We start from the raw sequence: 19988 nt of genomic DNA, 5'->3' as shown, positions 1-19988 counted from the left end.
AGATGTGTATAAGAGACAGACGGAAAACGAGCGTGCCGTTGGTGCCGCCAAAGCCGAACGAATTCGACATGACCACCTCGATGTCCGCCTTCTCCGCCTTGTTCGGCACGAGGTCCATGCCCAGCGCCGCGACTTCCGGGTCCACGTCGACGAGGTTCATCGTGGGCGGCATGATGCCCTCGCGCAGGGCCTGGATGGAGAAGATCGCTTCCACGCCGCCCGCGGCACCGAGCAGGTGACCGGTGACCGACTTGGTGGAGCTGACCGCGAACTTGCCCTTCTTCGTGGCGTGCTCGCCGAACACGTTGCGGATGGCCTTGGCTTCGCCCAGGTCGCCCACGGGCGTGGACGTGCCGTGCGCATTGACGTACTGCACTTCGGACGGCTGAATGCCCGCATCGTGCAGCGCGTTGCGCATCGCCAGCTCGGCGCCGTCGCCACTGGGCGCGGTGATGTGGTAAGCGTCGCCGCTCATGCCGAAACCGATGAGTTCGGCGAGGATGTTCGCGCCACGCGCCTTGGCGAACTCGTATTCCTCGAGCATCAACATGCCCGCGCCGTTGGACAGCAGGAAACCGTCACGGCCGACATCCCACGGACGGCTGGCATGCGCCGGGTCGTCGTTGCGCGTTGACATCGCCTTGGCCGAGCAGAAACCGGCCATGGCCGTGGGCGTGGTGGCGAACTCGGCACCGCCAGCGAGCATCGCATCGGCATCGCCGTACTGGATCAGGCGCATCGCCATGCCGATGTTGTGCGCGGCCGTGGTGCACGCCGACACCAACGCGATGTTCGGGCCCTTCATGCCGTGGTAGATCGACAGGTTGCCGGCCACCATGTTGATGATCGAACTCGGCACATAGAACGGCGAGACCTTGCGCGGGCCCTTTTCCGCCAGTTCGAGGGCCGTGCCCTCGATGGTGTGCAGGCCACCGATGCCGGCACCCGCGGCCACGCCGATGCGGCCGGCGTTCTCATCGGTCACGACGAGGCCCGACTGGCGGAACGCATGCGTGCCGGCGACGATGCCGTAGTGGATGAACGGGTCCATCCGCTTGAAGTCCTTCGCGATGGCGCGCCGTTCGTCGTCCGGGGCGTCGGTGCCGGCGAAGTACGCGTCGACGGCATCGAAACCTTCGACCTCACCCGCGATGCGGGTGGTGTAGGCGCTGGCGTCGAACGCGGTCACAGGGCCGATGCCGCTGTTGCCTTCGACGACATTTTTCCAGGCGGTGGCGACATCGTTGCCGACCGGCGAGACGATGCCCATACCGGTCACTACCACACGTCGTTTACTCATGCGTTCTCATCCTTCACTGTGTTCCGCGCAAACCATACGCGGGCGCAGGTTGCGTTAGACGCAAACGAAAACTGCGCCATGAGGCGCAGCTTCCGTGTCGCTCGGAGATCGACGGGAGGCGGCGCCTCCGATCGACAGCCAGTCGCTCGATCAGGCCTTGACGTGGGCCTTGACGTAATCGACCGCCTGCTGGACCGTCGTGATCTTTTCGGCTTCTTCGTCCGGGATCTCGCATTCGAACTCTTCTTCGAGAGCCATCACGAGCTCAACGGTATCGAGCGAATCGGCGCCCAGATCGTCCACGAACGAAGCGTTCGGGCTGACATCCTCTTCCTTAACGCCCAGCTGTTCAACGACGATCTTCTTGACGCGCTCTTCGATGGTGCTCATGTTGCCTTTACCTCCCGAGGGAAAAATCCGGCGGCATTGTAGTGGCTAAGGACAGAACCCGCCAACACACCGCCGTCACGTGGGTGACGCCCGGTTTTTCTTAGCCGGGCGCGAAATGACGATTGTCTCTCAAAAACGGGCCGGTGGCGACTGCCGCCGGCCCTGGCCCATCAGGGCATGTACATGCCACCGTTGACGTGCAACGTCTCGCCGGTGATGTACTTGGCCGCCGGAGAGGCCAGGAAGGCCACCGCCTCGGCGATATCGCCGGCATCGCCCAGGTGGCCCAGGGCGATGCCCGAAAGCAACGCGGTGCGCTGTTCTTCCGGCAGGGCGCGGGTCATGTCGGTGTCGATGAAGCCAGGTGCCACCACGTTCACGGTGATTCCGCGGGAACCGATCTCACGGGCCAGCGATTTCGAGAACGCGATGATGCCGGCCTTGGCGGCCGCGTAGTTCGCCTGCCCCGGGTTGCCGGTGACGCCGACCACCGAGGCGATGCTGATGATCCGGCCCTTGCGCGCCTTCATCATCCCGCGCATCACCGCTTTCGACGTGCGGAACACCGAGGTGAGGTTGGTTTCGATGATGGCGTTCCAGTCATCTTCCTTCATGCGCATGAGGAGCTGGTCGCGCGTGATGCCGGCGTTGTTCACCAGGATCGAGATGGCGCCGGTTTCCTTGCCGATGCCGTCGATGAGCGATTCGATCGCCCCGGCATCGGTCACGTCGAGCACGCGGCCATGGCCGCCGTGCGCGGCGAGGCGTTCGTCGATGGCCTTGGCACCGGCTTCGCTGGTGGCGGTGCCGAACACGGTGGCGCCGAGCGAGGCGAGGCGATCGGCGATCGCCGCGCCGATACCGCGGCTGGCGCCGGTGACGAGGGCGATTTCACCCTTCAGGGATGAGCTCATGGGGATGTCCTGTGGTACTTGAATGGGATCAGGCGGACGCGGGGGACAGCGCCGCCTCGAGGTCGGCCGGGGTGCCGATGGCCTTGCCATCGATCGACTTGTCGATGCGCTTGATGAGGCCGGAAAGGACCTTACCCGGGCCGCATTCCATCGTCTGGACGATTCCTGCGGCGGCCAGCGCCTGCATGCACTCGGTCCAACGCACCGGCAGGTAGAGCTGACGCATCAGCGCGCCGCGGATGTCCTCCAGGGACGCATGCACCCGTGCATCGGCGTTCTGGACCACCGGGATCGAAGGCATGCGCCACTCCAGCGCGTTCATCGCCTCCCCGAGCTTATCGGCCGCATCGCGCATGAGCATGCAATGCGAGGGCACGGACACGGCCAGCTTCACGACCTTCTTCACGCCCAGCTCGGCCAGGCGGGCGAGCGCGCGGTCCACCGCCTCGGCGTGTCCGGCGATCACCAGCTGTCCGGGGGAGTTGTAGTTGGCCGGGGCGACGACCTGGCCCTGGGCGACTTCCTCGCACACCTGGGCGATCTGCGCATCGTCACCGCCGAGGATGGCCGCCATGGCACCCACGCCGGCCGGCACCGCGGCCTGCATCAGGCGGCCACGCTGGGCGACCAGGCCGGCCGCATCCTCCAGCGAGAGCGCACCGGCGACCACCAGGGCGCTGTACTCGCCCAGGCTGTGGCCGGACAGGTAGGCCGGCACCGGCCCGCCCAGCTTCCGCCATACGCGCCAGACAGCGACGCTGGCGGCCAACAGGGCCGGCTGCGTGTTCTCCGTGCTGTTGAGGGTGTCCTCGGGGCCGTTCTGGCTGATATCCCAAAGATCGATGCCGGCGCCAGCCGAGGCTTCCTCGAAGGTGGCGCGGACTTCCCCGTGATTCGCGGCCAGGTCGGCGAGCATGCCGACGGACTGCGAACCCTGACCGGGGAAAACGAAGGCGAGCGATGCGCTGGATGAGGTCATGCGAAGCGATTCCGGTACTTCAAACCGCGCATGGTGCCAGCAACCCATGGGCCAATGCACCATTCGCGGGCGTGTGGAGGATGCCTGCCCGGGGCGGCGAGGGCCGCTTTGGCGAGGCCGCTCTGGGGCGCAGGGGCGGCAGGGTGAGGGTGGGAGCCGCTTCAGCGGCGATCTCGTGGCAACGGGCAAGGTCGAGGCAAGCACCCATCGCCGACAAGGTCGGCTCCCACCAGAGCCTCCACCCGAAGGACCGCAAAACCCGGCAGGAACCGCAAGCCCTGGTAGGACTGCAAGCCCTGGTGGGAGCCGACCCTGTCGGCGATTCCGGCAGCCTAGTAGCGCAGCAGCGCAGAGGCCCAGGTGAAGCCGCCGCCGAAGGCTTCCAGCAGCAGGTTCTGGCCACGCTGGACCTTGCCCGAGCGCACCGCGTAGTCGAGCGCGAGCGGCACGGAGCCCGAGGACGTGTTGGCGTGCTTGTCCACCGTGACGATGACCCGGTCCATCGACATGTTCAGGCGCTTGGCCGTCGCCTCGATGATGCGCAGGTTCGCCTGGTGCGGGATCAGCCAGTCGATCTCGTCTTCCTTCATCCCGGCGTCCTCGAGGGTCTCGCCCACCAGGGAATCCAGCGTCTTCACCGCGACCTTGAAGACCTCGCGCCCGAGCATGTTGATGCGCACGCCGTGGTTGGGGGCGTCGGTGAACCCGGCGGACACACCGACCGGATTGAACAGCAGGTGCTTGAATCCGCCGTCGGCGCGCATGCGGGTGGTGAAGATGCCCGGCTCGTCCGAAGCCTCCAGCACCACGGCACCGGCACCGTCGCCGAACAGGACGCAGGTCTCGCGCTCGGTCCAGTCGACCATGCGGGTGAGCGTTTCGGCACCGATCACCAGGGCCTTCTTCGACTGACCACTGCGCATGAAGGCATTGGCCACGCCCAGGGCGTACACGAAGCCCGAGCACGCCGCGTTGACGTCGAACGCCGCGCAACCGTTGGCGCCCAACCGGTGCTGCACGAGGCAGGCGGTGGACGGGAAGATGATGTCGGGCGTGGTGGTGCCGAGCACGATGAGGTCGATCTCGGACGCCTTGACCCCCGCCGCCTCGAGCGCGCGCTGCGCGGCGAGGAAGGCGAGATCGCCAGTGGTTTCACCATCCGCCGCGATGTGACGCTCGGTGATGCCGGTGCGCGTGCGGATCCACTCGTCGCTCGTATCGACGATCTTTTCGAGGTCGGCATTGGTCAGCACTTTCTCGGGAAGCGCGCTGCCGGTACCGATGATGCGGGCGTATTTCAGAACCGTATCCCCAAGTGAGGGAGGATTCGCCCGGAGCGATGTCTGCCCCGGGGCCGGAAAGCTGGATGCCACAAATGCAAAACGGCGCGTTACCGCGCCGCCTGCGTTGTGATCTTCCCCAAGGTAGGGAGATCAGTCCTCGACTTCAACCGCGCCGCGGGTGTCGATGACCTTCTTGCCGCGGTAGAAGCCATCCTTGGTCACGTGGTGACGCAGGTGGACTTCGCCGCTCGTCGGATCGGTCGACAGCTGCACGGTCTTCAGCGCATCGTGCGAACGACGCATGCCGCGGGTGGACGGGGTCTTGCGGCTTTTGGCAACGGCCATGACAAATCTCCAGCGAAATTACTTTATGAGTCCGCGGAGTGCCGCGAACGGGTTTTCAGATGTTTCCTGCGAGGGTGTTTCGTCCTCGCCGGGTCCGGTTACGTCGTCGGGCAACTCGTGATCCGGATTCACCGGGACCAGGGGCAGCGCCAACAGCAGTTCATCTTCGATCGTCGCGACCAGGTCGAGCTTGCCGTCCTGTTCGACCAGCAGCGCCTCGTAGCCCGGGGGCAGCGAAGCCTCTTCACTTTCCTCGACGATCAGTCCGAGACGGGTATCGACCTCCACCGGCAACTGGAAAGGCTCCAGTGAGCGCTGGCAGATCAGCGTCAACTGGGCTTTCGCAAGCACGGCCACGTAGGCGGTACCGAATTCGTCGCGACCGAAATCCAGCGTGTAGGTTACGTCCCCTTCGGGAGACGCGACCACCTCTCCGAGACGCTTCAATGCGGACACGGGGAGCTGACCCTGGAACGAACGCCGCGCACGAACCTCGCGCCAAGCGTCCACGGACGATGGCAAAGTCACGGACATAATCGTGAAATGGTAGGCATCAACACCCTTGAAGTCAACCGGTTAGGCCTCCGGCATCCAGGAACGGCGCGCTTTTGCGCAGCGTCGGGACTTTCGGGCAGACTCGCTTCCTTCCGGCCAGTTTGCCGCAGCACGCCCACCAGGGGGAAGAGGTCGCGTGTTTTCCTTTGCCTATTATGCACTTGCCGGGGTGATCATCGTCGCCGTGGGCTTGTGCGCATGGACGGTACGGCACCAGCGTTCGCGCCGCCGGCATGGCGCCCTGCAAGATCTCATGGACAATGCCGACCGCCTGGAGTCCGATCTCAAGGACTGTCGCGACCGCCTGCAACGGGCCCACGCCGTCATGTCGGTCAGTCCCGACCTGCCCGCCACCGGCGAGGTCGAAGCCCAGCAAGCGGTCGACTCGGGGCTCCGCGCCCTACTCCAGCAACGCCTGTGGATCCGCGACCGGGCACCCGATGCCAGCCAGCGTGAACTGGACGAGGCGGTGGACGCCCTGGTCCGGGCCCGGCATCAGCTGGAGCCGCGGTTGCGCGCCCTCGACGATGCGCAGACGGCGCTCGATACCGCCGTGCGCGAACATATCCACAAGGAGTTCTGATCGTGTCACCGCAAGCCACCGTCGTCCTCGCCTCCACCTCGCCCTACCGCGCCAGCCTGTTGCGGCGGCTGCTCGAGCACTTCGAGCAAGCCTCGCCGGGCACCGATGAAGCCGCCCTCCCGGACGAGCGTCCCGGCGCACGGGCGGCCCGCCTGGCGGAAGCCAAGGCGCGCGCGGTGGCGGAGATACGCCCGGGCGCGGTGGTGATCGGCTCGGACCAGGTCGCCGACCTCGACGGCACCGTGCTGGACAAACCGGTCACGGTGCATGCGGCGCACAAGCAGCTGGCGGCCAGTTCGGGTCGTGACGTGGTCTTCCACACGGCGGTCTGCGTGATCGACCTGCGAGGGGACGCGACGACGCATGTCGACGAGACGCGGGTGCGTTTCCGCGAACTGAGCACGGAAGACATCGCCCGTTATGTCGAACGCGAACGGCCCCTCGATTGCGCAGGAAGCTTCAAGTGCGAGGGCCTGGGCATCGCCTTGTTCGAACGGATCGACAATGAAGACCCCACGGCGCTGGTCGGCTTGCCGTTGATCGCCACCTCGCGGTTGCTGCGTGCCGCCGGGGTCGTCCTTCCGTAGGTTTTCGCGAACACTACGGCGCCAGCGACGCCCGATAGGCCGAGGTCCACACCACGCAGGCGTCGGGATCGGTCGACGAACCGCGCATCGCACGCGCGGTGGCCGCGTACAACGCGAAACGCCGGCGTCCATCGAAGCGGTCCACCCGTTCCAGGGGCGACATGACCTCCACCCGCGAACAGACCGAGCCCAGCCAGTCCCTCTTCTCGCGTTCCCGCAACGCCGTCTCGTCGACCACGAGCAGGAGCGGCTGTCCGGCATGCGCCGCGAGCGCCGATTCGTCGAGCCGCCAGGCCGCGAGTTGTGGTGCGCGCCCATGCTTGACGTTCAAGGGGCTGTCCAGCGAATACACCTCGCGCGCACCACCCAACGCGAAGCGCAGCTCCGCCGCGAGCATGAAGTTGTCGGCCACGACGATCAGCCCCGGCCGAAGGGCGAGCTGCTTGCGCACCGCCTGCGCGCTTTCGCTCCAGCCGGTGAAATTCGAGGGGAACGCCTTGACGCCGGCGAGACGCGCCGCGCCGTCCTTCGAAGCAGCCAGTCCCAGATAACCCAGGCCAGCCGCAAGGCCGAGACCGGCGAGCGCGAATCCCGCGAACGCCGTCCGCCGCCAGGTCGTGGAGGCATCGCGAAGCAGGCCGGGCAGGACGGCGCAGATCAGCACATATCCCGGCAGTGGCCAGTGCACGCGGAAGCGTATGTCGTCCGCGAAGAGCCCGAGCACGAAGTACGCCACGACGAAGGTGCCGGCGATGGTCGCCACCGCGTCGAAAGGTGCCTCATCGCGTCGCCGCCACGATCGCCACAATGCCCACAGCATCACCACCCATGCCACGGGAGTGCAGGTGATCGCCTGCTCGAGCGGCTGCACCAGGGCATCGGCATGGAAGCGCCATGGGTTCCGTTCGACGACCTGGAACGCGATCCCCGCGCCTTGCGACCCCAGGTTGTAGAAGACGATCGGCAACAGGCCGATGGAGGCGATCGCCGATGCCAGCCACAGGCCGGGCCGTGACCATTGCGCGCGGCCACGCGGCATGGCGAGCAGGAAGATCACCCCGGCAAGCATCGCCATCGCGGCCCGGTAATGCGTGGCCCATGCGATGGCGAGCCCCAGCCCAAGCCATGCCCAGTCGCGAAGCCGGTCGGTTTCCAGCGCGGCGAGCAGGCCCCGTGTCGCCAGCACGATGGCGAAGGTGAGGGGCACGTCCGGCAGCGCCAACACGCCAAGGCTTCCCACCAATGGCAACACGAGGGCGAAGGTGGCCGCCTGCCAGCGCTCCACGTCGCCACCGTAGCGACTCGCGATGGCCGCCACCTGCCACGGCACGCAGGTGCCGATAAGCAGGAACGGCAGGCGCATGGCGAAAAGGCCATGACCAAGCACGCCCTCGGAAAGGGCGATCAGCCATGCGGTCAGTGGCGGAAGGTCGCTGTAGCCCCACGCCGGCGCGAGGCTCTCCTGCCAATAGAACGCCTCGTCACCGAAGGGCGACAACGTGCACGCTATGACCACCCTGGCCATGAGGGACACCGCCAGCAGGACGAGGAACATCGCTCGCCAGGATCGCGCCGGCACCGCTACACTCGAACGCTCACTCATCGACATGGCCAGGACGGGGGGCAGACGCATCGATCATGTCCGCGACGAATCCACTCCACGATGAAATGCTCCGGCATCGCCTGGATGCCGCCCTGGCCCAGGTCAACGGGGTGCTGCTGGGCAAGCCTCGCCAGGTGAAGCTGGCCTTCACCTGCCTCATCGCGGGCGGACACCTGCTGCTGGAGGACGTGCCCGGGGTAGGCAAGACGACGCTCGCGCATGCGCTGGCCGCCACGTTCGATCTCGACTTCCAACGCATCCAGTTCACCAGTGACCTCCTGCCATCGGACATTATCGGGGTCAGCGTGTACGAGCGCGAGACCGGCGAATTCCGTTTTCATCCCGGCTCCATCTTCACCAGCCTGCTGCTCGCCGACGAGATCAACCGGGCGACACCGAAATCGCAGAGCGCGCTGCTCGAAGCGATGGCCGAGGGCCAGGTCACCGTCGACGGTGTCACCCGCGAACTGCCGCGCCCCTTCTTCGTCGTGGCCACGCAGAACCCGCTCGACCTGGCCGGCACCTTTCCCCTGCCCGATTCGCAGCTGGACCGCTTCATGCTGCGGCTCAGCCTCGATTACCCCGACCCCGCCGCGGAACGCGCCCTGCTCACCGGCGAGGATCGCCGCGACATGATGGCTTCGCTCACGCCGCGCCTCGATGTCACGGCGATCGGCCAGCTGCACGCCGCGGCGCAGTCGGTGAAGGTGAGCCCCGCGCTGCTCGATTACCTGCAAGCCTTGCTTGCCGCCAGCCGGAAGCACAACGAGGTGCGCGTCGGTCTTTCACCCCGCGCCGGCCTGGCCCTGCTCGCCGCGTCGCGGTCGTGGGCCCTGTTGAGCGGACGCGACTACGTGATTCCAGAAGACCTGCAGACCGTCTTCGTGCCGGCCGCCGCGCACCGCCTCGTCCCCGGCCGTGGCAGCCACCGCGAAGCCATCGCGCGATCCATCCTGGCCGAGACCGCGGTGCCCTGATGCCCTCACGCGCCCAGCGGCTGGTCGCCTGGGCGGAACGCCGCCTGCCTTCGCTGACCCGGTTGCGCCAACGCGAATCCTTGCCCATCCAGTTGCACCGCCGACGCATCTACATCGTGCCGACCGGTTTCGGCTTGGGCTTCTCGGTGCTGCTCGGCGTGATGCTGGTGGGTTCGCTCAACTACGCCAACAACGCGGCGCTGATGCTCACCTGCCTGCTCGGCGCCGCCACCGCCGGCAGCATGCTCGTGGCCTTTCGCGTGCTCAACGGCCTGACCATCGGCGGCCTTCGCGCAGGGACCGCCCGCGCCGGCGAACCCATCCGGGTGTCGCTCGACATCGGCGCCAGTCAGCGCGAACGCATGGCGGTGCGTCTCGATATCCAGGGGCGGGAGCACGTTTTCGTCGTACCCGCCGGCGCCGCCACGACCGTGGAATTCGACCTGCCCACGGAATTCCGCGGATGGCTCGCACTGCCACGGATGCGCGTGCACAGCCGCTGGCCGCTGGGCATGTTCCGCGTGTGGAGCTGGCTCAATCCCGATCGCGCCGTGCTCGTCTATCCGCGTCCGGAGGCGCTCGGTCCCAAGCCGTTCGAACCGCGTGGCGATGCCGACCGCGGACGCCCACGCCCGGGCGACGAGCTGGCCGCCCTGCGTGAATACCGCCCGGGCGATCCGCGGCGGCAGATCGCCTGGAAGTTGAGCGCGCGTCACCACGGCCTGCTGGTGAAGGATCTCGAACAACCCGCCCCCCAGGAAGACTGGCGGCTGGATTGGGATGGCATGCATGGCCTCGACGACGAATCGCGGATCGCGCGCCTCGCCCGCTGGATCGACGAAGCGAGGGAAACCGGCAGGCGCTGGAGCCTGAAACTGCCGGACGGGTATTTCGACGTCGCCCAAGGCGACGAGCACTACCACCGTTGCATGACCGCCCTGGCGCTGCGGCCATGACCGGCGTCCGTCCCTCGCTGAGCCGCCGGCCGACCGGCGACCCCGTGCTCCACGCACGATCGTTCGACCTGCTCTGCCTCACCATGGGCTTCGTGCTGCTGGTCCACGCCATGCATCTGCCATGGTGGCTGACCACCGCCCTGGGCGTCGTGCTGGTCGCCCGCTGGCAGCAGCGCCGCCGCGGCGGTCGCAACGCGCCATTCTGGATCAAGCTGCCGCTCATCGGGCTGCTCCTGGCCGTGGTGATCCTGCAGAACGGCACCTTGTTCGGGCGCGAACCGGGCAGCGCGTTCGCCGTCGGCCTGCTGGTGCTCAAGCTGCTGGAGAGCGAGCACCGGCGCGACGCTCGCGTCGGTATCGCGTTCGCATGCTTCGCCTTGATGAGCGCCCTGCTCTTCGATCAGGGCCTGGTCGCCAGCCTCTTCGTGAGCCTGGGACTGGTACCGGCGCTGGCCACGTTGCGCTCGCTGGAGGAAGTGGAGCCGCAAGCGACGCCGTGGTCGCGCGAGTTCATGCCTGTGCTGCTCGCATTGCTTGCCGCCGTGCCGCTGTCGTTGTTCGCCTTCCTTTTCGTGCCGCGCCTCAGCACGCCGCTGTGGGGCACGCCGCAGAACAGCCAGGCGGTGACGGGCTTGTCGAACCGCCTGTCACCCGGCGACATGCTCGACTTGATGACGGACGACACGCCGGCCCTACGTGTCAGCTTCGATGGTCCGCCGCCACCGAATGCCGCCCGTTATTTCCGCGCATACACGATGCAACAGTTCGACGGCCAGGGATGGAGTCCGGGCTCGCGCAGTTCGCGGCGCCCACCGTCGGACGCCGAATACGGCAAGCGCATCGCCTACCAGGCGTCGCTGGAACCGACCCACGACCGCGTCGTGCCGATGCTCGACCTGGCGACGATGGCGCCGCCCGACACCGTCCTGCGGCCGGACCACACCGTGTTGGCCAACCGGCGCATCGACGAGGTGTTGACCTTCTCCGCGCTCGCCGCCACCAGCTATCGGTTCGAGCCTGTCCTGGACGAAGGTGTCCGCCGGGACAACCTGCAACTGCCGATGGGCGCCGGCCCGAAGGCACGCGAACTGGCGGCATCCTGGGCGCAGCGCCATGGCGCCGACCATGCGGCCATCGCGCGAGCCGCGCTGGCGATGTTCCATGCCGACTTCTCGTACACGCTCGCGCCCGCCCCGCTGGGCAGGGACCGGATCGACGACTTCCTGTTCCAGACGCGCGAAGGCTACTGCGAACACTTCGCCTCGACCTTCACCTTCCTCATGCGTGCAGCAGGTATTCCCGCCCGCGTGGTCACGGGTTACCAGGGTGGCTACTGGAACACCACGGGCAGTTACCTGCTGGTACGCCGGTCGGATGCGCATGCCTGGTCGGAGGTCTGGCTGGAAGGCCGTGGCTGGGTGCGTTTCGATCCCACCGCCTCGGTCAGGCCCGAGCGCGTGCAGTTGGGTGCGGCCGCGGCCGCGGCGGGCCATGGCGGCGAAGAGGGATTGTTCGACATGCCCTGGTTGCGCAACCTGCGCGACCGCTGGGATGTCGTCAACCAATGGTGGAACCGCGGCGTTATCGGTTTCGACGCGTTACGCCAGCAGGGACTGCTGCAACCGTTCGGCATCGCCCATGCCGAGGTCACCGATCTCGCACTGGTCTTTGCGATCGGCTGTGCCTTGCTGGTGGCGGCCGCGCTGGGCTGGGCGTTGTTCCAGCGCCGTGAAGGCGACGCACTGGATGCGTGGATGCGACGGTTGCAGCGAAAGCTTGCGAAGGCCGGCGTAACGCGACGGGCAGGTGAAGGACCAAGGCATTTCTTCGCGCGCGCCGCACGCGCGTTGCCCGCGCAAAGAAATGCATTGGAAAGGTTGAGCGAGCTTTACTTGCGGTCGCGCTACGGGTATGACGAACCGCCGCCTGAATCGGTGAGCGAATTCGGTCGTGCGGTGAAGGAATTAAAGGCGCGCCGCGTGGTCAAATAGCAGGCATGGTATCGGCCGTGCCCGGTGCCTCCAGGAGATGTGACATGTCCATGTACAAACCGCTGGTCATCGCCGCCGCGACGCTGGCCCTTGGCGCATGCGCCACGGTGCCGCAGCCGTTGCAGGGCCAGTTCAACGACGTATCCACGGCCGGCGCCCAGCAAGGCGGCGCGCCGGGCGCCAAGGTGCGCTGGGGCGGCGAGATCATCAAGACCGAGCCGGGTCCGCAGCAGACCTGCTTCTTCGTCCTGTCCGAGCCGCTGGACAGCGAGGCCCGCCCGACCGCCAGCAAGACCGACAGCCAGGGCCGCTTCGTGGCCTGCCGCGACGGCTTCTACGATCCGGAGGTCTTCACCCGCGGGCGCGAGATCACCGTCACCGGCACCCTGCACGGCGCCGTCACGCAAAAGGTCGGCGACTTCGACTACGCCTACCCGCGCGTCGAGGCCGATGTCGTCTACCTGTGGCCCAAGCGCATCCCGGTGACGCGTTACCCGCCAGGCTTCTACGACCCGTTCTGGGGCCCGGGCTGGGGTCCGGGTTGGGGCCCCTACGGTTATGGTCCGTGGGGCGACCCGTTCTGGTACCGCCCGCGCACGATCATCGTGCCGCGCCCGGTCCCGCCGCCCCGCGCGCGCTGACGGTCGAAACGAAAAAGCCGGCGAAAGCCGGCTTTTTCGTTGATGGTGGGACCGACCTTGGTGGGAGCCGACCCTGTCGGCGATGGGTGCTTGCGACTAACTGGCCCGCTGCCGCGGGATTCGCCGACAAGGTCGGCTCCCACCGTGCTTGCCTCACCCTGGCCCGCTGCCGCGGGATCGCCGACAAGGTCGGCTCCCACCCAAGTCAGGGCAAGCGCCCGTCGCCGACAGGGTCGGCTACCAAAGACTTCCGTTCGCTCAGCCCGGGGGCCAGGTCATCTGCCGGCCCGCGAGCAGGTGCACATGGATGTGGAACACGGTTTGCCCGCCGTGCGTGTTGGTATTGATCACGGTGCGATAGCCCTTTTCCGCCAGGCCCTGCGCACGCGCGTAGGAAGCCGTCGCCAGCAACAGCTTGCCGAGCAGTTCGGCATCGGCCGGCGTGGCGTCGTCGAGCGTGGCGATCGCGCGCTTGGGGATGAACAGCACGTGCACGGGCGCCTGCGGATTGACGTCGCGGAACCCGAGCACGTTGTCGTCCTCGTAGAGGATATCGGCGGGAATTTCGCGGCGGACGATCTTGGCGAAGATGGTGTCGGACATGCGTCGTTTTCCTTATGGATCAGCCCATCGATTGACGGCTGCCGAATGCGTGGGCCAGCGTGCCACGGTCGACGAACTCCAGTTCGCCGCCCAGGGGCACCCCATGCGCCAGCCGCGTGGCGCGGATACCCGCGGCCTTCGCCAACTGGCCGATGTAGTGCGCGGTGGCCTCGCCTTCGACGGTGGGGTTCGTGGCGATGATCATCTCGTCGACCTCGCCTTCGCCAAGGCGCTCGGCCAGCAGGGGCAAGCCCAGTTCGTCCGGGCCGAGGCCGTCCAGCGGCGACAACCTGCCGAGCAGCACGAAGTAATGGCCGCGATAACCCGTGGCCTGTTCGATCGCGGCGAGATCGGAAGGCGATTCCACCACGCAGAGCACCTGCTTGTCGCGGCTGGGACTCGCGCATAGCGAACACACCGGCGTCTCGCTGAAATTGCGGCAGCGCGTGCAGTTGCCGACGTCGCGCATCGCCGATTCCAGTGCCGAGGCCAGGCGAAGCCCGCCCTGCCGCTCGCGTTCGAGCAGGTGGAAAGCCATGCGCTGTGCGCTTTTCGCACCGACGCCCGGCAGGCAACGCAGGGCGTCGATCAACTCGCCAAGCAGGCGGGAACCGTTACTCATGATCTCGGCGGCGATCCGTCAGAACGGCATCTTGAAGCCGGGCGGCAGGTTGAGCCCGGCGGTGACACCGCCGAGGCGGTTGCGGCTGAGTTCGGCGATCTTGTTCACCGCGTCGTTGACCGCCGCGGCGACCAGGTCCTCGGCCATTTCCGGATCGTCGGCGAAGGCCTGGCGATCGATGTGCACGGAGCGCACCTCGTGACCGCCGGTCATCGTCACCGTGACCAGGCCGCCACCGGCGCTGCCGGTGATTTCCGTCTTGGCGAGTTCGTCCTGCGCGCGCTTCATTTCGTCCTGCATGCGCTGGGCTTGCTGCATCAGTTGACCGATTTGACCTTTCACGTTCCTGGCTCCACGGGTTTGATCGATTGCGGGATGACACGCGCGTCGAATTCGCGCTTGAGCGTCTGTACGAGCGGGTCGGTCTCCATCGAGGCCTCCGCGTTGGCCTGTGCTTCGCTGAGTGCCTGCGCACGGCGCTCGGCGGGCGTGCCGAGGTTGCCGTGGTCGGCCACGAAGCGGAAGCGAACGCGGCGGCCGAGTGCCTGCGAGACCTTTTCTTCCATCTGGCTGGTGAGCGGTTCCACCGCCAGATGCATGTGCGAGGGCATCAGTGCCAGCACCATGCTCTCGCCATCCACGCCACGCAACGAGCAGTTCTGCGCCAGCTGGCCGATCGGTCCACGCAGGTTGGCGCGTTCGACGACCTCGTGCCAGTCCGGGAGACCGTTGGCGTCGACGGTGACCGGGCGCTGCGGCGCGGGCGGCGCGGCAGCGGGAACCGGTGCGGGTGCCGGAGCCGCGGCGGGCGCGGCTTGCGGACGAGACGCGGGTGCGTCCGGCGGACGAGATGCCGGAGCGGACGCCGCCGCACGCGGCGGTGCCGCCGGCGGTTGAGCGGCGGGCGACGGCGCGGCCGGCGCACGCGTCGTTGCGGCACCCTGCCTGGGTTCGGCCGGACGGAACGCGTACATGCGCAGCAACACCATCTCGAAGCCGATACGGGCATCTGGAGCCATCGGCAGTTCGCGACGGCCATTGGTGACGATCTGGTAGTAGAGCTGGACGTCTTCCGGCGCCATGCGTTCGGCGAGCGAGGCCAGCCCGGTATCGCTTTCCTCGCCACGGTAGCCCGGCACCAGCTGGAGCAGCTGCACCCGGTGCAGCACGGTGGCCAGGTCGTCGAGCACGCCGGCGAAATCGGGCGAGAACGAGGCGATGCGATCCGATTCGGCCATCAGCGCCGCGCCGTCCCCGGCGGCGAGCGCCTCGAGCACGCCCAGCACCTGGCCACGCTCGACACTGCCGAGCATGGCGCGAACGTCGGCCGCGCGCAGCGCGCCACCACCGTAGGCGATCGCCTGGTCGAGCAGCGAAAGGCCGTCGCGAAGCGAACCGTCCGCGCCATGCGCGAGTTCGCCGATGGCTTCGTCTTCGTATTCGATGCCTTCCGCGCCCAGGATGTGCCGCATCTGTCCGGAGATCTGTTCCGGCAACAGGCGCTTGAGGTTGAACTTGAGGCAGCGCGACAACACCGTCACCGGCAGCTTCTGCGGATCGGTGGTGGCGAGCAGGAATTTCACGTGCGGCGGAGGCTCTTCCAGCGTCTTCAGCAGGGCGTTGAAGGCCGGCTTGGAAAGCATGTGCACCTCGTCGACCAGGTACACCTTGAAGCGTCCACGCGAGGGCGCGTACTGCGCGTTCTCGATCACCTCGCGTACGTCGTCCACGCCGGTGTTGCTGGCCGCGTCGATTTCGAGCAGGTCGACGAAGCGGCCGGCGTCCACCGCCGTGCAGACGGCGCATTCGCCACAGGGATCGGCCGATTCACCACGCTCGCAGTTGAGCGACTTGGCGAAGATGCGCGCGATCGTGGTCTTGCCCACGCCGCGGGTACCGGTGAAGAGGTAGGCATGGTGCATGCGCCCGGAGTCGAGCGCGTTGGTCAGCGCGCGGACCACGTGCTCCTGACCCACGAGTTCGGCGAACTTGCGCGGGCGCCACTTGCGTGCGAGGACCTGATAGGACATGCGTAGTACCTTGGGACGACAGTGGATTGTGCCAAGGACCGGAGGGTCGCGAAAGCTTGCCCCCGAAAAGGCGATGACCCTGCCAGCCACACCCCGGCACCCGAATCGTCCGCTACCGTTGCTTCCTTCCGGACCTGGCGGAGTTTACGGACTATCGTCGCGGGGGGACCGACAGGGCCACCATAAAGATAGTGCTTTTTCTAAAACCATTTCTCGCGATCCTTCGCGCAGGGGCGGGATTGTTCGGCCCATCCTGGGCCTCACCCCTTCGCTTCGCTACGGGGCCGGCGCTACGCGCCGTCCGAATTTGTTCCAGACAAATTCGTCGAACCCGCGCGGGTTCAAATCCCGCCCCCACGCTGCGGCTTCGCTTACCGGAGCTACAACGTGTGGGATAACTCGATCTTGAAACTGGCGGAGAGGGCGGGATTCGAACCCGCGATACGCTATTAACGTATACACACTTTCCAGGCGTGCTCCTTAAACCACTCGGACACCTCTCCGCACTGGTACAACCTCTTCCCCGGCTTCCTGTCCGGCAAAGAAGCGGAAGGATAACGTCAGCGCCCCGGCGGGGCAAGCGGCGATCGGCCGGAGCGAGACCTAACCCGCCGTCGGACGGGCCGGGTGCGGTTCGGGCAACGCAAGCGACTCACCAGGCCGGGCGATCCGGTATCCGCGCGAAACCAGTGTCTCGCCGTCCTCGACGCCACCGTAGTGATACAACGCCATGCGCTCGCGAACATCGGCCGGATACTCCCGTTCCAGGTCGTCCACGCCGGTGTGCGAGGGATTGCCGATCACGCCGCAATCGTGGGCGACCAGTTCGCCGTTCGCCGCGTGGATCGCCAGCGCCTCGGGCACCGGGCGCGTATCGCCGGTGAAGACGAAGCTGCCACGCAACGCCAGGCCATACGAGGTGCCCTGTACGTGGTGGCGTGTGGGAAACACATCGAACCACAGGCCCTCGTGCCAGAACCCGCGCGTGCAGGGCACGAGGCGAAACGCTTCCCAGTAATTCACGCCGCCTTCGGCCAGCGCGCCGGGATAGTCGGCCACCCTGCCCTGCAACCAGGGCAGCAGGGCGGCGTGCAGGAAGACCTTGGTGCGCCCGCGCAGCGCCTCGTCGAACCACAGGCGGAAAAACAGTCGCTCCATGCCCGCCACGTGGTCCATGTGCACATGGGTGACATACAGGGCCGGTGGTGGCGCGCCATAGGTGTCCACGTAACGATCGAGCGTGTCGGGGCCGCAATCCACCAGCAGCAACGGCTGGCGATCGCGTTCGAGCACCACCGCCGACGATCCCAGCTCGACGGCATGCGCCGCGCCCGTGCCGAGGAAACGCAGATCCCAGGTCATGCGCGCAGGCTCCGCTCGTACTGTTCGATCAGGGCCGGCCACCATTCGGCGTCGAAGGTATCGCCGGCGGCATCGCGCGCACCCAGCTTCACCAGCGAACGTTTCAACCGGGCGAGGTTGGCCCTCCGCCATCCGGCGGAAGGCGCGCGCAGGCGGCCGCGGTCGAAGTCGATCAGGAAAAGCCCGTCGCCATTGACGAGGATGTTGTGCGCGTTGAGGTCCGCATGCCAGGCGCCTTCGCGATGGAACCGGGCGATCAGGTCGCCCACCCGGCCCGCCAACCCGGCATTGAAGGCGCCGTCGGCGAGACGTTCCGCCAGCGTGGCGGCATCGGGGATGCGCAGGGTGATGAGGTCGGCCGAATAACGCAGGCCGTGGCGCACGTAGCGCGAGGCCAGGGGCGGCGGCACGGGAAGGCCTCGCCGTGCGAGTTCGGCCAGGAGACGGAATTCGCGTGCGCTGCGTGTACGCTGGGCGCCGGTGAAAAGGTAACGGTCGCCCAGGAGACGCGCCACCATGCCACCCCGGCGATAATGCCGGAGCACGGCCTCGCCAGCGGGCGTATCGATGATCGCCACGCCGCCCCGGCCACCGGCCTGCGCGCGCAACGCACCGCGTTCTCGCCAGCGGTGGGGCAAGAACCAGTCGTCGTCGACTTGAGGTACACGGGCCGCGTCGAACAGAATCGTGCCGCCCGCACCCTCCTCCACTCGTTGCTCTGTCATTTGCCCGGCCGCCTTCCGCGGCCACTCATCCGGTAACCCGATCCGTGTCCAGTCTACCAAGCCGTCCACTCCCGCCGGGAGATTCCAGCCTCTGCATCCTGCGCACCTCGGCCATCGGCGACGTGACCCACGTCGTCCCCCTGGTGCGCACGCTGCAAGCCCAGGCGCCGGCCACCCGCCTCACCTGGATCGTCGGCAAGCTCGAACGGCGCCTGGTCGGCGACCTGCCCGGCGTGGAATTCGTCACCTTCGACAAGGGCAAGGGGCGTGAAGGCGTGCGCGACGTGCGGCAGGCACTGGCAGGCCGCCGGTTCGACGCCCTGCTTCACATGCAGGTGGCCCTGCGCTCCAACCTGCTCAGCCTGGCGGTGAAGGCCGACCGGCGGATCGGCTACGACCGGGCCCGCTCCAAGGACCTGCACGGGCTGTTCGTGAACGAGCGGATCGAGGCACGCACCGGTGAACACGTGCTGGATGCGATGGCGAGCTTCATCGAGCCGCTGGGCCTGAAACAGACCGAGGTGCGCTGGGACATCCCGGTGCCGGACGATGCCCATGAATGGGCCGCGGAACAGCTGCCGGGCGAGGCGCCGACCCTGCTGGTGAGCCCGATGTCGAGCCACACGGTGCGCAACTGGCGCGTGGAGCGCTACGCGGCGCTTGTCGACCACGCCATGGCGCGTGGCATGCGCGTGGCCCTGGTGGGCGGCCCCTCCGATGCCGAACGCGGGCTGGCGGACGCGATCCTGGGCGCGGTCCGGCAGGCGCCGCTGGACCTGACCGGCAAGGACACGCTCAAGCGGTTCATGGCCCTGCTCGCTCGCAGCGCGATGATCCTCACGCCCGATTCCGGGCCGATGCACATGGCCAACGCGGCCGGCGTGAAAGTGCTGGGGCTGCATGCCGCCAGCAACCCCCATCGCTCAGGACCGTACTCGGACCGCCGCTGGTGCGTGGACAAATACGACGCCGCCTCGCGGAAGTTCCTCGGCAAGCCGGCGTCGGAAATCCCCTGGGGCACGAAGATCGAGAAAGCCGGCGTCATGGACCTCGTCCAGGTCGACGAGATGGTCGACCGCTTCGAAGCCTGCGCCGCGCACCTCCACCTGCCCCTCGTCGGCTAGTCAGGCCTGGGGCGCGCGGTAATCCTGATAGGACTTCTCTTCGACCAGGGTGGAGCCGAGCTTCAGGTTGATCTCGCGCTTGATCGCCGCGCGCTCGTCGTTTTCGATGTACACGGAACGGGCGAGCCGGATGAATTCGTCGTCGAAGGCCTGGGCGCGCTCCTTCATGCGGATATCGTCCTCGATCTTCCACAGGCGCTGGTTGACCGCCAGCAGGCGCGCCGTCTCTTCGGCGATATCCGTTTCGGACGCCTTGTCGTTCTTCCACGTGGCTTCGAGCAGTTCCAGCTCGTTGCGCACGTTGGCCAGCTTCGCCTCGTCCTTGATCTCCTGCAGCTTGATCTGGAGGATCGTCATCTTGTCGAGCAGTTCGCCGTAGGAAACGGGGGTCTGGATGAGGCTCATGGGATTCTCCGGT

At 67.1% G+C, this 19988-nt stretch carries 22 protein-coding genes, 1 tRNA gene and 1 other RNA gene; 7 read left to right on the top strand and 17 right to left on the bottom strand.

Features of this window, described 5'->3' with window-relative positions; genetic code table 11:
* The 7 genes from fabF to ACR9ZJ_RS09055 form a co-directional block, all read right to left on the bottom strand.
* Positions 1-1300, bottom strand: a 1300-nt coding sequence (gene fabF / locus ACR9ZJ_RS09085) for a beta-ketoacyl-ACP synthase II (RefSeq protein ID WP_481287584.1), incomplete at its 3' end; no start/stop codon positions are given.
* A gap of 150 nt (positions 1301-1450) precedes the next feature.
* The gene (gene acpP / locus ACR9ZJ_RS09080; protein ID WP_481280674.1) at positions 1451-1690 is read right to left on the bottom strand and encodes an acyl carrier protein; all 240 of its coding nucleotides are present in this window, start codon (positions 1688-1690) and stop codon (positions 1451-1453) included.
* Between the two features lie 170 nt (positions 1691-1860).
* A complete protein-coding gene (gene fabG / locus ACR9ZJ_RS09075) occupies positions 1861-2604 on the bottom strand; it encodes a 3-oxoacyl-ACP reductase FabG (RefSeq protein WP_481287583.1) in 744 nt (247 codons plus the stop codon).
* Positions 2605-2632: 28 nt separating this feature from the next.
* On the bottom strand, positions 2633-3583 hold the full coding sequence (gene fabD, locus ACR9ZJ_RS09070) for an ACP S-malonyltransferase (RefSeq protein WP_481287582.1): 951 nt from the start codon (positions 3581-3583) through the stop codon (positions 2633-2635).
* Between the two features lie 332 nt (positions 3584-3915).
* Positions 3916-4884 (bottom strand): beta-ketoacyl-ACP synthase III, encoded by a 969-nt coding sequence (locus ACR9ZJ_RS09065; RefSeq protein ID WP_481282703.1) that lies wholly within the window; start codon positions 4882-4884, stop codon positions 3916-3918.
* Positions 4885-5016: 132 nt separating this feature from the next.
* Positions 5017-5211 (bottom strand): 50S ribosomal protein L32, encoded by a 195-nt coding sequence (gene rpmF / locus ACR9ZJ_RS09060; protein ID WP_072321355.1) that lies wholly within the window; start codon positions 5209-5211, stop codon positions 5017-5019.
* 18 nt (positions 5212-5229) lie between these two features.
* Positions 5230-5745 carry a YceD family protein gene (locus ACR9ZJ_RS09055; RefSeq protein WP_481287581.1) on the bottom strand — a complete coding sequence of 172 codons (516 nt, stop codon included), beginning with the start codon at positions 5743-5745 and terminating at the stop codon, positions 5230-5232.
* Positions 5746-5902: 157 nt separating this feature from the next.
* On the opposite strand from ACR9ZJ_RS09055, the gene ACR9ZJ_RS09050 reads away from it, so the two are divergent.
* Both ACR9ZJ_RS09050 and ACR9ZJ_RS09045 read left to right on the top strand, forming a co-directional pair.
* Positions 5903-6349: a hypothetical protein gene (locus tag ACR9ZJ_RS09050; RefSeq protein ID WP_481287580.1), complete on the top strand. Its 447-nt coding sequence runs from the start codon at positions 5903-5905 to the stop codon at positions 6347-6349.
* A 2-nt stretch (positions 6350-6351) separates the two neighbouring features.
* Positions 6352-6936 carry a Maf family protein gene (locus ACR9ZJ_RS09045; protein ID WP_481287579.1) on the top strand — a complete coding sequence of 195 codons (585 nt, stop codon included), beginning with the start codon at positions 6352-6354 and terminating at the stop codon, positions 6934-6936.
* Positions 6937-6949: 13 nt separating this feature from the next.
* Here the strand turns inward: ACR9ZJ_RS09045 and ACR9ZJ_RS09040 are convergent, their stop codons facing one another.
* Entirely contained in the window at positions 6950-8569 is a 1620-nt protein-coding gene (locus ACR9ZJ_RS09040; protein WP_481287578.1) for an ArnT family glycosyltransferase, read from the bottom strand.
* A 5-nt stretch (positions 8570-8574) separates the two neighbouring features.
* Between ACR9ZJ_RS09040 and ACR9ZJ_RS09035 the strand changes: the two genes are divergently transcribed.
* From ACR9ZJ_RS09035 to ACR9ZJ_RS09020, 4 genes are read left to right on the top strand one after another with little or no spacing between them, the layout of a single operon-like run.
* Positions 8575-9516, top strand: coding sequence for an AAA family ATPase (locus tag ACR9ZJ_RS09035; protein ID WP_371023007.1), 942 nt, complete (start codon positions 8575-8577; stop codon positions 9514-9516).
* Entirely contained in the window at positions 9516-10472 is a 957-nt protein-coding gene (locus tag ACR9ZJ_RS09030) for a DUF58 domain-containing protein (RefSeq protein ID WP_481287577.1), read from the top strand. The genes ACR9ZJ_RS09035 and ACR9ZJ_RS09030 overlap by 1 nt, the downstream gene beginning before the upstream one ends.
* Positions 10469-12463 carry a transglutaminase TgpA family protein gene (locus ACR9ZJ_RS09025; protein WP_481287576.1) on the top strand — a complete coding sequence of 665 codons (1995 nt, stop codon included), beginning with the start codon at positions 10469-10471 and terminating at the stop codon, positions 12461-12463. Before ACR9ZJ_RS09030 ends, ACR9ZJ_RS09025 begins: the two co-directional genes overlap by 4 nt.
* Positions 12464-12507: 44 nt before the next feature.
* Positions 12508-13104, top strand: a complete 597-nt coding sequence (locus ACR9ZJ_RS09020) for a Slp family lipoprotein (protein WP_481287575.1) — start codon at positions 12508-12510, stop codon at positions 13102-13104.
* A 258-nt stretch (positions 13105-13362) separates the two neighbouring features.
* On the opposite strand, the gene ACR9ZJ_RS09015 is transcribed toward ACR9ZJ_RS09020, so the two are convergent.
* The 8 genes from ACR9ZJ_RS09015 to ACR9ZJ_RS08980 all read right to left on the bottom strand — a co-directional run bounded on the left by ACR9ZJ_RS09015 (position 13363) and on the right by ACR9ZJ_RS08980 (position 18446).
* On the bottom strand, positions 13363-13707 hold the full coding sequence (locus tag ACR9ZJ_RS09015) for a histidine triad nucleotide-binding protein (protein ID WP_481280683.1): 345 nt from the start codon (positions 13705-13707) through the stop codon (positions 13363-13365).
* A 19-nt stretch (positions 13708-13726) separates the two neighbouring features.
* Positions 13727-14329, bottom strand: coding sequence for a recombination mediator RecR (gene recR, locus ACR9ZJ_RS09010; protein WP_481287574.1), 603 nt, complete (start codon positions 14327-14329; stop codon positions 13727-13729).
* An 18-nt stretch (positions 14330-14347) separates the two neighbouring features.
* Complete coding sequence (locus ACR9ZJ_RS09005; protein WP_306847417.1) at positions 14348-14671, bottom strand: YbaB/EbfC family nucleoid-associated protein; 324 nt, start codon at positions 14669-14671, stop codon at positions 14348-14350.
* On the bottom strand, positions 14668-16359 hold the full coding sequence (dnaX, locus tag ACR9ZJ_RS09000; RefSeq protein WP_481287573.1) for a DNA polymerase III subunit gamma/tau: 1692 nt from the start codon (positions 16357-16359) through the stop codon (positions 14668-14670). The genes ACR9ZJ_RS09005 and dnaX overlap by 4 nt, the downstream gene beginning before the upstream one ends.
* A gap of 77 nt (positions 16360-16436) precedes the next feature.
* An RNA gene (ffs, locus tag ACR9ZJ_RS08995) (signal recognition particle sRNA small type) lies at positions 16437-16533 on the bottom strand.
* Positions 16534-16771: 238 nt separating this feature from the next.
* Positions 16772-16862 (bottom strand) — tRNA-Ser (locus tag ACR9ZJ_RS08990).
* A 100-nt stretch (positions 16863-16962) separates the two neighbouring features.
* Positions 16963-17721: an MBL fold metallo-hydrolase gene (locus tag ACR9ZJ_RS08985; RefSeq protein WP_481287572.1), complete on the bottom strand. Its 759-nt coding sequence runs from the start codon at positions 17719-17721 to the stop codon at positions 16963-16965.
* Positions 17718-18446 carry a 3-deoxy-D-manno-octulosonic acid kinase gene (locus tag ACR9ZJ_RS08980; protein WP_481280687.1) on the bottom strand — a complete coding sequence of 243 codons (729 nt, stop codon included), beginning with the start codon at positions 18444-18446 and terminating at the stop codon, positions 17718-17720. The genes ACR9ZJ_RS08985 and ACR9ZJ_RS08980 overlap by 4 nt, the downstream gene beginning before the upstream one ends.
* 44 nt (positions 18447-18490) lie before the next feature.
* Here ACR9ZJ_RS08980 and ACR9ZJ_RS08975 point away from each other — a divergent pair, with 44 nt between their 5' ends.
* Positions 18491-19570 (top strand): glycosyltransferase family 9 protein, encoded by a 1080-nt coding sequence (locus ACR9ZJ_RS08975; protein ID WP_481280688.1) that lies wholly within the window; start codon positions 18491-18493, stop codon positions 19568-19570.
* Here ACR9ZJ_RS08975 and ACR9ZJ_RS08970 read toward each other — a convergent pair whose 3' ends face one another.
* Positions 19571-19975 carry a DUF6165 family protein gene (locus ACR9ZJ_RS08970; RefSeq protein ID WP_481280689.1) on the bottom strand — a complete coding sequence of 135 codons (405 nt, stop codon included), beginning with the start codon at positions 19973-19975 and terminating at the stop codon, positions 19571-19573.
* Between the last annotated feature and the right edge of the window lie 13 nt (positions 19976-19988).

This window comes from Luteibacter sp. KNZ12-1A (assembly GCF_056755675.1).
Note: the sequence above shows the minus strand (reverse complement) of the source record. Positions and strands in the feature narration are given on the sequence as shown.

Bases quoted from the DNA above. Each gene is read 5' to 3' on its own strand.
- ACR9ZJ_RS09025 (WP_481287576.1), top strand. From the start codon at position 10,469: ATGACCGGCGTCCGTCCCTCGCTGAGCCGCCGGCCGACCGGCGACCCC.
- recR (WP_481287574.1), bottom strand. From the start codon at position 14,329: ATGAGTAACGGTTCCCGCCTGCTTGGCGAGTTGATCGACGCCCTGCGT.
- ACR9ZJ_RS09055 (WP_481287581.1), bottom strand. From the start codon at position 5,745: ATGTCCGTGACTTTGCCATCGTCCGTGGACGCTTGGCGCGAGGTTCGT.
- acpP (WP_481280674.1), bottom strand. From the start codon at position 1,690: ATGAGCACCATCGAAGAGCGCGTCAAGAAGATCGTCGTTGAACAGCTG.
- dnaX (WP_481287573.1), bottom strand. From the start codon at position 16,359: ATGTCCTATCAGGTCCTCGCACGCAAGTGGCGCCCGCGCAAGTTCGCC.
- fabG (WP_481287583.1), bottom strand. From the start codon at position 2,604: ATGAGCTCATCCCTGAAGGGTGAAATCGCCCTCGTCACCGGCGCCAGC.
- ACR9ZJ_RS09040 (WP_481287578.1), bottom strand. From the start codon at position 8,569: ATGCGTCTGCCCCCCGTCCTGGCCATGTCGATGAGTGAGCGTTCGAGT.
- ACR9ZJ_RS08985 (WP_481287572.1), bottom strand. From the start codon at position 17,721: ATGACCTGGGATCTGCGTTTCCTCGGCACGGGCGCGGCGCATGCCGTC.
- rpmF (WP_072321355.1), bottom strand. From the start codon at position 5,211: ATGGCCGTTGCCAAAAGCCGCAAGACCCCGTCCACCCGCGGCATGCGT.
- ACR9ZJ_RS09030 (WP_481287577.1), top strand. From the start codon at position 9,516: ATGCCCTCACGCGCCCAGCGGCTGGTCGCCTGGGCGGAACGCCGCCTG.
- fabD (WP_481287582.1), bottom strand. From the start codon at position 3,583: ATGACCTCATCCAGCGCATCGCTCGCCTTCGTTTTCCCCGGTCAGGGT.
- ACR9ZJ_RS08980 (WP_481280687.1), bottom strand. From the start codon at position 18,446: ATGACAGAGCAACGAGTGGAGGAGGGTGCGGGCGGCACGATTCTGTTC.
- ACR9ZJ_RS09015 (WP_481280683.1), bottom strand. From the start codon at position 13,707: ATGTCCGACACCATCTTCGCCAAGATCGTCCGCCGCGAAATTCCCGCC.
- ACR9ZJ_RS09020 (WP_481287575.1), top strand. From the start codon at position 12,508: ATGTCCATGTACAAACCGCTGGTCATCGCCGCCGCGACGCTGGCCCTT.
- ACR9ZJ_RS08970 (WP_481280689.1), bottom strand. From the start codon at position 19,975: ATGAGCCTCATCCAGACCCCCGTTTCCTACGGCGAACTGCTCGACAAG.
- ACR9ZJ_RS09035 (WP_371023007.1), top strand. From the start codon at position 8,575: ATGTCCGCGACGAATCCACTCCACGATGAAATGCTCCGGCATCGCCTG.